Raw genomic sequence first — 13,578 nt, 5'->3', positions numbered from 1 at the left:
GTTAGCTGTGAGGTATATCTATGTCTTCAAAATCTGTAGTGCTAGTGATTAATTGTGGATCTTCATCAATTAAATTCTCTGTTATGCAAGGAAATAACTGTGATGTGATGATGTCCGGCATTGTTGATAACGTCGGTATTGAAAATACCTCAATGACCATTGATAAAACTATCAGTATTAATTTAAAAACCGGTAGTTATGAAGATGCATTGAATTCTATTGTTAGAGAATTAGAAAAAAGAAAACTCAGCGACGCTATTTCGTGTGTAGGCCATCGTATTGCTCACGGTGGAGAAGCATTTAGCGATGCGACATTAATTAATGATGAAGTATTGCAAGAAATTACTAATGTTTCCTCTCTGGCACCTTTACATAATTATGCCAACCTTGAGGGCATTATGGCTGCGCGCCATATATTCCCTGAATTACCGCATGTAGCTGTTTTTGATACCGCGTTTCACCAGACTTTAAAACCTGAAGCCTATACCTATGCGCTTCCACAGCAATATTTCAAACAATATGGCGTGAGAAGATATGGCTTCCATGGAACCTCTCATCGCTATGTCGCACAGCAGGCGATTGAGCAATTAGGTTTAGATGAAAAGAACTCCGGGATTATTGTCGCTCACTTAGGTAACGGCGCATCGGTCTGTGCAGTACAAAATGGCCAAAGCGTTGATACATCGATGGGCATGACTCCGCTGGAAGGCTTGGTCATGGGAACGCGCAGCGGTGACGTTGATTTTGGCGCACTGGCATATCTGGCGGATAAAACCGGCAAGACGTTAGAAGATCTGATGTTCATGGTGAACAAAGAGTCTGGCCTGTTAGGTATTTCTGGGCTTTCAAGCGATCTGCGCGTGTTGCAAAAAGCGTATGAAGAAGGGCATGAAGGCGCACAGCTGGCAATTAACGTCTTTGTGCATCGCTTAGCTCGTCATATCGGTGGCCACGCTGCCTCGTTGAATAAGCTTGATGCCATTGTGTTCACTGGCGGCATTGGTGAGAACTCTGAGCTGATTCGTCAATTAACGCTACAGCATCTTGCGGTATTCGGCCTTGAACTCGACGAAGCCAAAAATCACCTGCGTCGTACTGGGGAGGCTGAAGTGATTACGGCGCCGAGTTCTAACGTTATCGCCGCAGTGATCCCAACTAATGAAGAAAAGATGATTGCACTGGATGCTATTCGCGTGAGTTCCTCCGCAGAACATATTGCATTCGCATAACGTTATTTAACTATTTCCTAAATAAATACTGCCTAAATACTCTTTTCGCCCCTAATTAAATAGGGGCGATACCTATGGTACATGGAGCTTGATAATGAATATCGATCTGGACGTGACTGAGAATATATTTACCGAAGCTTGGAATGGTTTTGCAGGAACAGAATGGAAAGGTAGCATTAATGTAAGAGACTTTATTCAGAATAACTATACGCCTTATGAAGGTGATGAGTCTTTCCTTTCGACTGCAACCGAAGCAACTACCAAGCTGTGGGAAAAAGTAATGGAAGGCGTGCGGATTGAAAACTCCACTCACGCACCGGTCGATTTTGATAATGATATTGCGACAACCATTACCGCCCATGCGCCTGGATATATCCATCAAGATCTAGAAAGAATTGTTGGCTTACAAACTGAGAAACCACTGAAACGTGCGTTATTCCCGTTTGGCGGCATCAATATGATTGAGAGCTCGTTTGAAGCCTACAATCGCAAGCTGGATCCTAATTTTAAATATCTTTTCACCGATATTCGTAAAACACACAACCAAGGCGTGTTTGACGTTTATTCACCTGAAATGATGCGCTGCCGTAAATCCGGTGTTTTAACCGGTTTGCCAGATGGCTATGGTCGTGGGCGTATTATCGGTGACTACCGTCGCGTGGCTCTGTATGGCATCCGTTACCTGATTCGTGAACGTGAATTACAGTTTGCTGATTTGCAGGGCAAACTGGAGAAGGGTATTCAGCTTGAGCAAGTGATTCGTCAGCGTGAAGAATTAGCCGAGCAGCGCCGCGCGCTGAAGCAAATTCAGGAAATGGCGGCGAAATATGGATTTGATATTTCTCGTCCGGCACAGAATGCGCAGGAAGCTATTCAGTGGCTCTATTTTGGCTACTTGGCTGCGGTGAAATCGCAGAACGGTGGCGCGATGTCGCTGGGCCGTACTTCGACGTTCTTAGACGTTTATATCGAGCGTGATCTGAAAAATGGGGTGATCAATGAGCAGGAAGCACAGCAGCTGATTGACCATTTCATTATGAAAATACGCATGGTGCGTTTCTTACGTACGCCTGAGTTTGATACGTTGTTCTCCGGCGACCCAATCTGGGCAACCGAAGTTATCGGCGGGATGGGGTTAGACGGCAGAACGCTGGTCACCAAAAACTCCTACCGTTATCTAAATACGCTAGAAACCATGGGGCCATCACCAGAGCCGAACCTGACAATCCTGTGGTCTGAACGCCTACCGAAAGCGTTCAAAGCCTATGCTGCGAATCTGTCTATTGCGACCTCGTCGTTACAGTATGAAAACGATGATTTGATGCGCCCTGACTTTGACAGTGATGACTATGCGATTGCCTGCTGTGTTAGCCCGATGGTGGTTGGCAAGCAGATGCAGTTCTTTGGTGCCCGCGCCAACTTGGCGAAAACGTTGCTGTATTGCATCAACGGCGGCGTGGATGAAAAACTGAAAATTCAGGTTGGGCCGAAAGTGCCAGCCATGACAGATGAAGTCTTGGATTACGACAAAGTCATGGCGAGCTTGGATTCGTTTATGGATTGGCTGGCTGTGCAGTACATCACTGCGTTGAACGTTATCCACTACATGCACGATAAATACAGCTATGAAGCCGCGTTAATGGCGCTGCATGACCGCGATGTAGTTCGCACCATGGCGTGTGGTATCGCTGGGCTGTCGGTTGCTGCCGACTCACTCGCCGCTATCAAATATGCCAAAGTGCGCCCAATTCGTGACGAAAACGGGTTGGCTATCGACTTTGCTATTGACGGTGAATATCCGCAGTTCGGTAACAACGACCATCGTGTCGATGATATTGCCTGTGACTTGGTTGAGCGCTTCATGAAGAAGATCCAGAAGCTGCCAACTTACCGAGATGCCGAGCCAACGCAGTCTATTCTGACCATTACCTCGAACGTGGTTTACGGGCAGAAAACTGGGAATACGCCGGACGGACGCCGTGCAGGCACGCCATTTGGCCCGGGAGCTAACCCAATGCACGGCCGCGATCGTAAAGGTGCGGTAGCGTCGTTAACCTCGGTGGCGAAACTGCCGTTCAAATACGCAAAAGACGGTATTTCCTATACCTTCTCTATCGTCCCTGGGGCGTTAGGCAAAGACGAGTTTATCCGTAAAAATAATCTGGTTGGTCTGATTGATGGCTATTTCCATCATGAGGAAGACGTTGAAGGCGGACAGCATCTCAACGTGAACGTTATGAACCGTGAAATGCTGCTGGATGCGATTGAGAACCCAGATAAATATCCGAGCTTAACCATCAGGGTTTCAGGCTATGCGGTACGCTTTAACGCGCTGACGCGTGAACAACAGCAAGACGTGATCTCAAGGACGTTCACTAGCTCACTGTAACGCGTGAGAAAGTGAACCAACGAAAGCCCTGCAAAAGTTTGCGGGGCTTTTTTTATGGGGTAAAGGCGCATGTCTTGTCTCACAGTTCCAGCCGAAATGGGTTCCACCGTTAATTAGGTAAGGTTATTCTATTCATAAGTTTTCTACATGGAGAGGTCATAAATATGTATAAAAGCATTTTGGTGCCGGTAGATATTGAAGAGGATATTCTGACTCAAAACGCTCTGCGTCACGTTGAGTATTTGGCAAAAATGTCAGATGCTGATGTGCATTTTTTGTATGTTTTGCCCGATGCACAGGCCTTTGTTACCGCATACTCTTTTGGCATCAAAGAGTTTGAAAACAAAGCGGTGACCTATGCTGAAGAAAGAATTAGAGAACTCATACAGGGGGTAGATTTACCCGCTGAGCGTATGTCTTACACCATTCGTTTTGGTACCCCGCGTGATGAGGCATTGCAGCAGGCTGATGAAATGGGGGCTGACCTTATCATTGTTGGTTCGCACCGCCCAAGCGTAAAAACTTATCTATTGGGTTCGAATGCGGCAGGCATTGTGCGCCATGCGAAAGTTAATGTGATGGTGATCCGTTAGGCTGGCTGCCATTCTGTTTGTGTGAATGATTTATGTGAAAAAGGAGCGGATATCCGCTCCTTTTTGTTAGCCATTTTGCTGTGCCGTTGTATCTAATTTAGCAATAACAAACAGGATAAGTCATCGTTTACATTTATCCGATCGATATAGGCATTCAGCTCTTTAGGTAAATTGCTGTTGTGATTGTAGACCACATGGAACGAGCCAAATAATTTCATGATCTCTTCCTGCGTTATTTCTCTGGTCATGGACATGATTGATATCTGGGTTTTTAAATAAAAATAATCTGTCATCATTAGATAGTATTGGCGCAGGATATTGTTCATATCCTGACCAGGGAAGCCGCTATTATACATATGATAAAGAAGATAATTTTTCATCACATGCTCGTCAGATAAACAAGAGTTAGCTAAGACCTTTTTCCATTGCGTGTCTAATTGACTAAATTTATCGCCTATCTTTGCATCGCTCGGCTCTTGGTCTAATTCTAAATAATGAGCAAGTGCTTGGTGATTTTCCTCGAGAAAATCACGCCCTCGATTTAACTGGCTAATCGCTGTGCCAAATATACTTAATAGCATCACCTTCATCTTCGCTGAGCTGCTAATTTGGCTGCGTTGTTGAGCCATATCTCCGCTGGATAGCTGTCTATTTAGCGTTAAGAATAAGGACTCTAGATCGTCAAGGTGCGCTTCAACATCGAATTCGATCTGCTGTAAATAAAGAATAAGGTGCACGATAGCGAGCAGGTTATCCTCGATGGCAGGGCTATCGGCCATGACCAGATGGCTGCAAAACAGGTTAATTAGTTGGGTTGTCTGAGAGCGTTCAATGTGTGCCGCTTTTTTTCCAATCCGGTTAGCCGTTTCAACAATGAGCTTGATGTCTTCATTGACTAACATGCTATCTGGCTGAAATAAAACTTGATTAGCTACCTCAGGGCACGCCATGGTGAGGCTCAATAAGGTCTCGTTGGCATACTGTTTTTGAGTGCGGGGGAATGTTTTGCACGTTACGCTCAGGGCATTGGCTCCCATTTTGGCGTGAATGGTACAGAGCTTATCTTCATTGAGCATAGGGCAATTTCCTGACTCATCTTGCTTTACCGTAGCAAAATTGTCATAGCCTTTGCGGGTTAATAGCAGTGAGTTTTTTGCGAAAGATTTAATCTTTTCATGGTGAGAATCGGTATATTTTTTATAGGTTTTCTTATCAATTGATATTTTCCAGCCGGTACAGCAATGATCGACGCAATCAGCGCCAGTGCATTGAAATCGGGTGTAAAAATTTGGGGTGACGGTCTTATATGTTTTCATTTGCTAGCCAGTGATGGAGTTCCAGTGATGTTTAAATTATCACCAGCCAGCTTTTTTGATCTTTGAATAAACGGGATAAAAATAGGCTAATTAATGCCACTGCGCGTTTGTTCTAGCATCTGACGATAGCTGCGTATTTCCCTTTGTGAATCTTCAAGCCCTAATGCCAATGCTTGATGGCGTAAATCGTTGAGCAGTTCTGGCACCGCCTGTTCATCGTCGGTCATGATGGCGATTTCGGCAAAATAGCCCAGAGTAGGAAGATGATCGAAGGTGATGTGGTAACGGCCTAAGAAATAGATACTTCGGTTTTTTTCCATACGTAAACTGGGTCGAAAACCGAGCTTTTCCACCATGCTGGCCACTTTTTCACAATCATCAATATTAATCGCTTCGCATTCAGACGCGTCTGGCCCTTTAACGATCCACAGCTTAATGCCTGATGGCTGCATTTCTCGAATGCACATGCTAATGCCGCTCTTTTTCAGCGTTGAGTCTGAGTGCTCAGACGTTGGGCGGTCATAGTAGCAATCGATCTCATGGTTATTGAGGTGAAAAGGTTCTGCTCCTGCCAAAGTGATGCGTTCGAGAAAGCCAGCGGGATCGCTGAGATGGAATTTCAGCTCGGCCTCATACTTCCCTGCAAAATGTTCGCTCGTCATAGGATGTCTTAGGTAGATAACACGATGTCATGAAGGATAACACGGTAGCCAACTGCACTGCCGTTGGTGAGCGCTATTTGTGAAGTGTCTCTCTTAGAAAAATAAATAATTAAGGTGGCTGAATATCTATTATCGTAAAGATTTGTGGATGAACAATAGCGTTTGTTTTTTATGTAAACCTAATCGTTGGGTAGATTATAAATAAATATCACTATAAGGTAAAAAAATAAAATCGTTGTGTATAACATATTGCTAAATGTGCTTTTTCATAGTCTTTATTTTAACTTATATCATTGATTTTAATTGATTTGTATCGAATATCTTGTGTTTTTAACCTGACTTTACAACGTTGATAAATAAGGGCAATACTAATTCCAAGGAAAGAGCGGATAAAACCATAATGCGTTATATAAGGTTTAACATTAACACTCATTCTATTTGTATGGCGGTTTAGTGCTCTGAGAATATATACCCTTCATACTTCAAGCTGCATTTTTGTTAGCCGTGTTTACTCAATGCAACTCGAATTATTTTGGGTATAGCTAGGTATCCTCAGCGCGACTAAACGTTATGTTCATTTATCTGTAAGGATAAACACATGATGAAAGTATTAATTGTTGAAAGTGAATTTCTCCATCAAGACACCTATGTGGGTGCTGCCGTTGAACGTTTGGCTGATGAGCTGAATCGTCAAAATGTTGAGGTGATCAAAGCCGCCTCATTTGACGATGGTTTTGCCATTTTGTCTGCCAATGAAGCGATAGATTGTCTGATGTTTAGCCGTGGAATGGATGACTCCGCCGAGCACGTGCTGGCTCAGCAACTGCTTAATAAACTGCATGAGCGGCAGGAAAATGTTCCGGTCTTTTTGTTGAGTGACAGAGAGAAAGCCACTCAGGAACTTAGCCGCGAGATGATGGAGCAAATCGATGAATTTGCTTGGATCCTTGAAGACACGGCTGATTTTATTGCCGGCCGCGCCGTTGCTGCCATGAACCGTTATCATCAGCAACTGCTGCCACCATTGATGACCGCGCTGATGAAATATAGCGACGTTCATGAATATTCATGGGCGGCGCCGGGCCATCAGGGCGGCGTTGGTTTTACTAAAACGCCAGCCGGTCGTTTTTACCACGACTATTACGGTGAAAACTTGTTCCGCACCGATATGGGGATTGAGCGCACCTCGCTAGGTTCTTTGCTCGACCACACTGGCGCATTCGGTGAAAGCGAAAAGAATGCGGCGCGTGTGTTCGGTGCAGATCACTCGTATTCTGTGGTGGTGGGCACTTCGGGTTCGAACCGCACCATTATGCAGGCGTGTATGACCGAAGATGACGTGGTGGTTATTGACCGCAACTGTCATAAATCCATTGAGCAGGGGCTGATATTAACCGGTGCGAAACCGGTTTACATGCTGCCTAGCCGTAACCGCTATGGGATTATCGGGCCAATTTATCCGCAGCAGATGCAGCCGGAAGTGATTAAAGAAAAAATCGCTAACAGCCCACTGAGTAAAAGCAAGCAGGGCCAGCGCCCTTCTTATAGCGTGGTGACCAACTGTACTTATGATGGTGTGTGCTACAACGCCAAAAATGCGCAGGATTTATTAGAAAAAACCACTGACCGAATTCATTTTGATGAAGCTTGGTATGGTTATGCACGTTTTAACCCAATGTATAGCGATCACTACGCTATGCGTGGGGAACCTGGCGATCATGAAGGTCCAACGCTGTTTGCGACCCACTCAACGCACAAACTGCTCAATGCGTTATCTCAGGCATCTTATATTCATGTGCGCGACGGCCGCGGTGCCGTTGATTTTTCTCGCTTTAATCAGGCGTACATGATGCACGCTACCACTTCGCCGTTGTATGCGATCTGCGCTTCTAACGATGTGGCTGTATCGATGATGGACGGCAACAGCGGTCTTTCTCTGACGCAGGAAGTGATCAACGAGGCGGTAGACTTCCGTCAGGCGATGGCGCGTTTGTATAAAGAGTTTACTCAGGATGGTGATTGGTTCTTCAAACCGTGGAACCAAGAAATTGTCACCGATCCGGCAACCGGTAAGCAGATGGCGTTTGAAGATGCGCCAGCTAAGCTTCTAGCAACCGAACAAAGCTGCTGGGTGATGAATCCTGAAGATAACTGGCACGGCTTTAAAGATCTGCCTGAAAACTGGAGCATGCTGGACCCTATCAAGGTCAGTATTTTGGCTCCAGGTATGGGTGATGACGGCGAGTTGCAAGAGAAGGGCGTGCCAGCGGCGTTGGTCACCGCATGGCTGAGCCGTCATGGCATTGTGCCGACGCGCACTACCGATTTCCAAGTGATGTTCCTGTTCTCAATGGGCGTTACCAAAGGCAAATGGGGCACGCTTATCAACACGCTGCTTTCGTTTAAACGCCATTATGATGCTAATACCCCGCTATCTTCGGTATTGCCCGATCTGGTTGCGCAGCAGCCAGAAATCTACGGCAAGTTAGGCTTGCGTGATTTGGGCGACAAAATGTTTGCCTATCTGCGTAAAAATAACCCAGGTGCTAAACTGAATACGGCTTATTCTGGTCTGCCAGAAGCGGTGATGACACCGCGTGCAGCCTATCAGGCCATTGTGGCGAATAAGGTGGAGATGGTTGCGATTGACGGTCTGGTCAACCGTGTTGCAGCCAACTCCATCATCCCTTACCCACCAGGAATCCCAATGTTATTATCCGGTGAAAGCTTCGGCGGCGAAGAGAGTCCACAGATCGGTTATCTGCGCGCTCTACAGGCTTGGGACCACGAATTCCCCGGTTTTGAACATGAAACCGAAGGGACTGAAATTATCAACGGTGTTTATCACGTGATGTGTGTTCGCACGGAATAACCTTCGTTGGTGATGAAGCAAAGACACCACAGCAAAAAAAGATAAAGCAGTTTCTCTTGTAGTATTTGCGCGGGTATATCCCGCGCTTTTTCATACCTGTATGTTTATTTTTTATTCTGTAATTGTACAATTACTCTGCGTAAAAAAAATGATACGGCAGTATTTATCCCCGCGATATTGAATAATTAGAAAAGCTCTGTATTTTAGTGTCTGGTCGTAGAATTGTCATATGTATTACTTTTTCTTTTATGCCTTATTACTTTAGTCGATAAGTCTAAGTTAATAACGGCATTTTATTCTTTTACGTCTGTAGGATGTCTTAATATGAAACTCAGTAACAACGAAGGTTGCGTTGTCGTTTTAACACGCAAAGATGTCACTGTTAATTTTAACTCTGAGAATGAAGTTACATTCAAAGCTAATCACATGATGCTAATTTCATGTAAAAATAACGTAATAGATTTTTCAGAACTGGATGACTCAGCAGTATTATATTTGAATAAAGATGTTATTAAGGACTATATCCATTTCTTAAAAAAAGATATCAGCGCTCTGTCTCCTAATCTGCGTTCCACACCGTGCTATATGATTGAACGCTGTCAGACACCACATATTTTCCAAGAGGCGGTACGCCTATCGCAAGATGCGCAAGGCTGTGAGGTTGATCGCGAACGTAGCCGTTGTCTTTCGTTCACCGTTTTATCTATTTTCTTAAATAATAACAATCTAATACCATTTCTTATTCGTGAAATTAGAAGCAATCTTAGCGCGAATGTTTACAGCATTATTCAAAGCAATATGCACAAAGAGTGGAGCCTGACGTCCGTTGCCAGCTGCCTATGCTTAAGCCCTAGCTCATTGAAAAAGAAGCTAAAAAACGAAGACACCACCTACAGTAAAATTATCACTGACTGTAGAATGCGCTATGCTGTAGAGCAACTGATTGTTTTTAATAAAAATATTTCACAGGTTTCTTCTCTGTGCGGCTATAGCAGCACGTCCTACTTTATCTCCGTATTCAAAGAATATTACGGGACGACGCCGCTAAACTACGTGCACCAGCATAGAGATAAAATGATTGCATAGATTCTCACTATAACTGAATATATTTTTAATGCCTGAGTTTACTTTTTTATTGGCTGAGAGTAATTACTAAATCGTTTACTTGATTAATATCGAACTGCTGCCGAAATCCAACTTGAACCGTCTTGGGTAATATATAGGAATATATTTATATTGGGATGGTTGAGTATATATTTATAATGTTTGAAAAGTTATGTAATCTTTTAATTATTTATCTTTATAAATATTATTTTAGCTGGATTGTCATTGGCTAAAAACATGCCGGAAATGGCGATGTTAGCCGTTTGCTACTGCCATGATTTAACTCTGAGAGTAATATAATTTCTACCAAAAATTCTATTTAACTTAAGGTTAGATTATGTCTTCGGATTCTGAATCTCATAAAGTTGGCCTCATTCCCGTTACCTTAATGGTATCAGGGAATATTATGGGCTCCGGCGTATTTTTATTACCGGCAAACTTAGCGTCTACCGGCGGAATTGCAATCTACGGATGGTTGGTGACTATCATTGGCGCATTAGCGCTTTCAATGGTGTATGCCAAGATGTCGTCTTTAGATCCCAGTCCCGGTGGTTCTTATGCTTATGCCCGTCGTTCTTTTGGCCCATTCCTCGGTTACCAAACCAACGTGCTGTATTGGTTAGCCTGCTGGGTGGGGAATATCGCGATGGTGGTGATTGGTGTTGGCTACCTCAGCTATTTCTTCCCTATTTTGAAAGATCCAATGGTGTTGACCATTACCTGTGTGGTTGTGCTGTGGATTTTTGTATTGCTCAATATTGTTGGGCCACAGATGATCACCCGTGTTCAGGCGGTGGCGACGGTATTGGCGTTGATACCTATCGTAGGGATTGCAGTATTCGGCTGGTTTTGGTTCCACAGCGAAACCTACATGGCTGCGTGGAACGTAAGCGGTCAGGGTACATTTGGCGCTATCCAAAGCACCTTGAGCGTAACGCTCTGGTCATTTATCGGGGTGGAAAGTGCCTCGGTGGCGGCTGGCGTGGTTAAAAATCCTAAGCGTAACGTTCCGATTGCAACCATTGGCGGGGTGCTGATTGCCGCCGTGTGCTACGTATTATCCACCACCGCCATTATGGGGATGATCCCGAATGCGGCGCTGCGTGTTTCTGCTTCACCTTTCGGGGATGCGGCGCGTATGGCGTTAGGCAATACGGCTGGTGCAGTGGTTTCATTCTGCGCGGCTGCAGGCTGTTTGGGCTCGTTAGGTGGTTGGACGTTGTTGGCTGGTCAAACGGCGAAGGCCGCGGCCGATGATGGCTTGTTCCCACCCATTTTCGCCAAAGTTAACAAGGCGGGTACGCCGGTTGCGGGTTTGCTGATCGTTGGCGTATTAATGACAATTTGTCAGTTCGGCAGCATTTCGCCTAATGCGGCGAAAGAGTTTGGTCTGGTTTCGTCGGTGAGTGTGATCTTTACGCTGGTACCTTACCTTTATACCTGTGCGGCGTTGCTGCTGCTAGGCCACGGTCACTTCGGTAAAGCTCGCCCTGTTTATTTGGCGATTGTCAGCATCGCGTTTGTCTACTGTATCTGGGCCGTTGTTGGTTCCGGTGCGCAGGAAGTGATGTGGTCGTTCGTGGTGTTAATGGTGATCACGGCGCTTTATGCCTTGAACTATAACCGCCAACATAAAAATCCATATCCGCTGGATAATACGAATCCTGATGGTTCGTTAAAGGCATCGGTAAAAAACTGAGCTTAAAATTTTATCGCGTGATATTCACCCGCAGCGGTTTCGCCTCTGCGGGTTTTTTATTGGCCTATTTAAGCCAGTGCACTGCGCTGCTGTAACTGGGTTAAAACGGCTAGGGCGCGCTGGGCATCGGCGGCAGGAACAAAAATGTGATCGTGATAATAAGCAGCCACAACGTTGGCGCTGATACCCGCCTGAGCGAGCTCGGCGGCAATCGCTGCGGTTAGTCCAACAGCCTCAAGGCTAGAGTGAACCGTGAGCGTGATTTGACGGAAATCTGAACTGGCATCAAAGCCAGCCGCTTGGGCATCTTCACGAGTTAAAATCAGCGTAATCCCTTCGGTTTCCCAAAAGAGCCCCTGCGGGTTTAGCGCGGCGGCTTGTTCCAGCGTGAGTGATTGGCTGGTACAAAAAACGAAAGCTTGAGTGTTAAGTGTCGGCTCCATCGAAGCCAGAAGTTGAGTAATATCTTTAATGCCGCTCATATGCGTATCTCCATAATATTTTGGCGCTAGATTAGCGGGCGAACGATGTGGCGTTAAATTAAAAAAAGTTTGCAGCAATTAGGTATGCTAATAGAGGTCCGTTGTAACACGATGAGAGAGGGGAAGGCCATGATTGAAGTGATTCTGGTTGATGAAAACGATATGCCGATTGGCAGAATGGAAAAGCTCGCGGTTCATCAGCAGGGGCTTTTGCATCGCGCTATCTCTGTGTACGTTTTTAACGATCATAACGAGCTATTGATCCAGCGCCGAGCAGCGGGGAAATATCATGCCGGTGGCCAGTGGAGTAATACCTGCTGCGGCCATCCACTCCCTGGTGAAGATACTCAAGAAGCGGCGATGCGTCGGCTCTATCAAGAAATGGGAATGGCTTGCGCGCTGCATGAATCTTTTGAGCTGAGTTACTGCCTTGACGTTGGGGGGGGACTAACTGAACACGAGCTGGCACATGTTTTTATTGGTCATAGCAACGTGGTTCCACAGCTTAACGCAGAAGAGGCCGATGCTTTTGCTTATCATCCCGTGGATGAAATCTTAGAGCAAATGCAGCTCGAGCCCGAACGTTTTACGCCATGGTTTAGGCTGTGTCTGCCGAAAGTGATCGCACATCTCGACTGATGTTTTGCATGGCGCTGACGAATATTTCCTGACAAATACCGTCTGTAATGAAATGTCGGATATGTGTTTTTTTGTCGGCCAGCTTGAAAATAAGATTACTATTTGTTTTAAAAGCCTTTTATCTGAAAAATCGCATATTACGTTTGCCTCTCTCTCATCGGATTAAAATTCATACGTAAAGTTGCTTAAATTGCATTCAAAAAAATTGAACAAGAGGCTCAAAACTATCCGATTTTAACTCTTCGTTAACCGATCTATTCTTTAGTCATCGGAAGGCGGGCGCCTTTCAAAACGACAAAATTTAAAGAAAGGTAAACGTTATGAAAATCATCAAAAATTTAGCTGTAGTTTTCGCACTCTCTGCAACCGCATTTGCTGCTACTGCCGCAGACCTCTCTTCTCAGCCAACGTCTGACATGCAGAAAATGGGCGTTGTATCCGTCAGTGGCGCAACTAACCTTGATGGGTTGGAAGCTCGCGTAGCGGCTAAAGCTGAACAGGCTGGCGCATCTTCTTATCGCATTATTTCCACCTCTGGAAATAACAAAATGCATGCTACTGCTGAACTGTATAAATAATCGATACTCGTCATA

General features: G+C 45.2%; 11 protein-coding genes. 8 read left to right on the top strand and 3 right to left on the bottom strand.

What is annotated here, in order from left to right:
- Window positions 1–20 precede the first annotated feature (20 nt).
- The 3 genes from tdcD (at window position 21) to U0008_RS20920 (ending at window position 4,211) form a co-directional block, all read left to right on the top strand.
- Window positions 21–1,229, top strand: a complete 1,209-nt coding sequence (gene tdcD, locus U0008_RS20930; RefSeq protein ID WP_043489695.1) for a propionate kinase — start codon at window positions 21–23, stop codon at window positions 1,227–1,229.
- A 94-nt stretch (window positions 1,230–1,323) separates the two neighbouring features.
- On the top strand, window positions 1,324–3,618 hold the full coding sequence (pflB, locus tag U0008_RS20925; RefSeq protein WP_043489692.1) for a formate C-acetyltransferase: 2,295 nt from the start codon (window positions 1,324–1,326) through the stop codon (window positions 3,616–3,618).
- Between the two features lie 164 nt (window positions 3,619–3,782).
- Window positions 3,783–4,211, top strand: a complete 429-nt coding sequence (locus tag U0008_RS20920) for a universal stress protein (protein ID WP_025799572.1) — start codon at window positions 3,783–3,785, stop codon at window positions 4,209–4,211.
- 92 nt (window positions 4,212–4,303) lie between these two features.
- Here U0008_RS20920 and fliB read toward each other — a convergent pair whose 3' ends face one another.
- Window positions 4,304–5,527: a flagellin lysine-N-methylase gene (gene fliB, locus U0008_RS20915; protein WP_043489691.1), complete on the bottom strand. Its 1,224-nt coding sequence runs from the start codon at window positions 5,525–5,527 to the stop codon at window positions 4,304–4,306.
- An 86-nt stretch (window positions 5,528–5,613) separates the two neighbouring features.
- Window positions 5,614–6,189: a class IV adenylate cyclase gene (locus U0008_RS20910; protein WP_043489688.1), complete on the bottom strand. Its 576-nt coding sequence runs from the start codon at window positions 6,187–6,189 to the stop codon at window positions 5,614–5,616.
- Between the two features lie 601 nt (window positions 6,190–6,790).
- On the opposite strand from U0008_RS20910, the gene adiA reads away from it, so the two are divergent.
- The 3 genes from adiA (at window position 6,791) to adiC (ending at window position 11,864) form a co-directional block, all read left to right on the top strand.
- A complete protein-coding gene (adiA, locus tag U0008_RS20905) occupies window positions 6,791–9,061 on the top strand; it encodes an arginine decarboxylase (protein ID WP_043489719.1) in 2,271 nt (756 codons plus the stop codon).
- A 324-nt stretch (window positions 9,062–9,385) separates the two neighbouring features.
- Window positions 9,386–10,147: an AraC family transcriptional regulator gene (locus tag U0008_RS20900; RefSeq protein ID WP_043489686.1), complete on the top strand. Its 762-nt coding sequence runs from the start codon at window positions 9,386–9,388 to the stop codon at window positions 10,145–10,147.
- Between the two features lie 355 nt (window positions 10,148–10,502).
- The gene (adiC, locus tag U0008_RS20895) at window positions 10,503–11,864 is read left to right on the top strand and encodes an arginine/agmatine antiporter (RefSeq protein ID WP_040044422.1); all 1,362 of its coding nucleotides are present in this window, start codon (window positions 10,503–10,505) and stop codon (window positions 11,862–11,864) included.
- Window positions 11,865–11,932: 68 nt separating this feature from the next.
- Here the strand turns inward: adiC and U0008_RS20890 are convergent, their stop codons facing one another.
- A complete protein-coding gene (locus U0008_RS20890; protein ID WP_043489683.1) occupies window positions 11,933–12,346 on the bottom strand; it encodes an ACT domain-containing protein in 414 nt (137 codons plus the stop codon).
- A 129-nt stretch (window positions 12,347–12,475) separates the two neighbouring features.
- Here U0008_RS20890 and idi point away from each other — a divergent pair, with 129 nt between their 5' ends.
- Together idi and bhsA are read left to right on the top strand one after the other, a co-directional pair.
- Window positions 12,476–12,985, top strand: a complete 510-nt coding sequence (idi, locus tag U0008_RS20885) for an isopentenyl-diphosphate Delta-isomerase (protein WP_040044424.1) — start codon at window positions 12,476–12,478, stop codon at window positions 12,983–12,985.
- Window positions 12,986–13,305: 320 nt separating this feature from the next.
- Window positions 13,306–13,563: a multiple stress resistance protein BhsA gene (gene bhsA / locus U0008_RS20880; protein WP_025799557.1), complete on the top strand. Its 258-nt coding sequence runs from the start codon at window positions 13,306–13,308 to the stop codon at window positions 13,561–13,563.
- Window positions 13,564–13,578 lie beyond the last annotated feature (15 nt).

Source organism: Hafnia alvei, assembly GCF_034424155.1.
GTDB classification, from domain to species: Bacteria; Pseudomonadota; Gammaproteobacteria; order Enterobacterales; family Enterobacteriaceae; genus Hafnia; species Hafnia alvei.
This window is presented reverse-complemented; position numbering and strand designations above follow the sequence as displayed.

What these genes read in the sequence shown, in the direction of transcription:
- idi (WP_040044424.1), top strand. Translation starts at nt 12,476, where the DNA reads ATGATTGAAGTGATTCTGGTTGATGAAAACGATATGCCGATTGGCAGA.
- U0008_RS20900 (WP_043489686.1), top strand. Translation starts at nt 9,386, where the DNA reads ATGAAACTCAGTAACAACGAAGGTTGCGTTGTCGTTTTAACACGCAAA.
- U0008_RS20910 (WP_043489688.1), bottom strand. Translation starts at nt 6,189, where the DNA reads ATGACGAGCGAACATTTTGCAGGGAAGTATGAGGCCGAGCTGAAATTC.
- fliB (WP_043489691.1), bottom strand. Translation starts at nt 5,527, where the DNA reads ATGAAAACATATAAGACCGTCACCCCAAATTTTTACACCCGATTTCAA.
- pflB (WP_043489692.1), top strand. Translation starts at nt 1,324, where the DNA reads ATGAATATCGATCTGGACGTGACTGAGAATATATTTACCGAAGCTTGG.
- U0008_RS20920 (WP_025799572.1), top strand. Translation starts at nt 3,783, where the DNA reads ATGTATAAAAGCATTTTGGTGCCGGTAGATATTGAAGAGGATATTCTG.
- U0008_RS20890 (WP_043489683.1), bottom strand. Translation starts at nt 12,346, where the DNA reads ATGAGCGGCATTAAAGATATTACTCAACTTCTGGCTTCGATGGAGCCG.
- bhsA (WP_025799557.1), top strand. Translation starts at nt 13,306, where the DNA reads ATGAAAATCATCAAAAATTTAGCTGTAGTTTTCGCACTCTCTGCAACC.
- adiA (WP_043489719.1), top strand. Translation starts at nt 6,791, where the DNA reads ATGAAAGTATTAATTGTTGAAAGTGAATTTCTCCATCAAGACACCTAT.
- adiC (WP_040044422.1), top strand. Translation starts at nt 10,503, where the DNA reads ATGTCTTCGGATTCTGAATCTCATAAAGTTGGCCTCATTCCCGTTACC.
- tdcD (WP_043489695.1), top strand. Translation starts at nt 21, where the DNA reads ATGTCTTCAAAATCTGTAGTGCTAGTGATTAATTGTGGATCTTCATCA.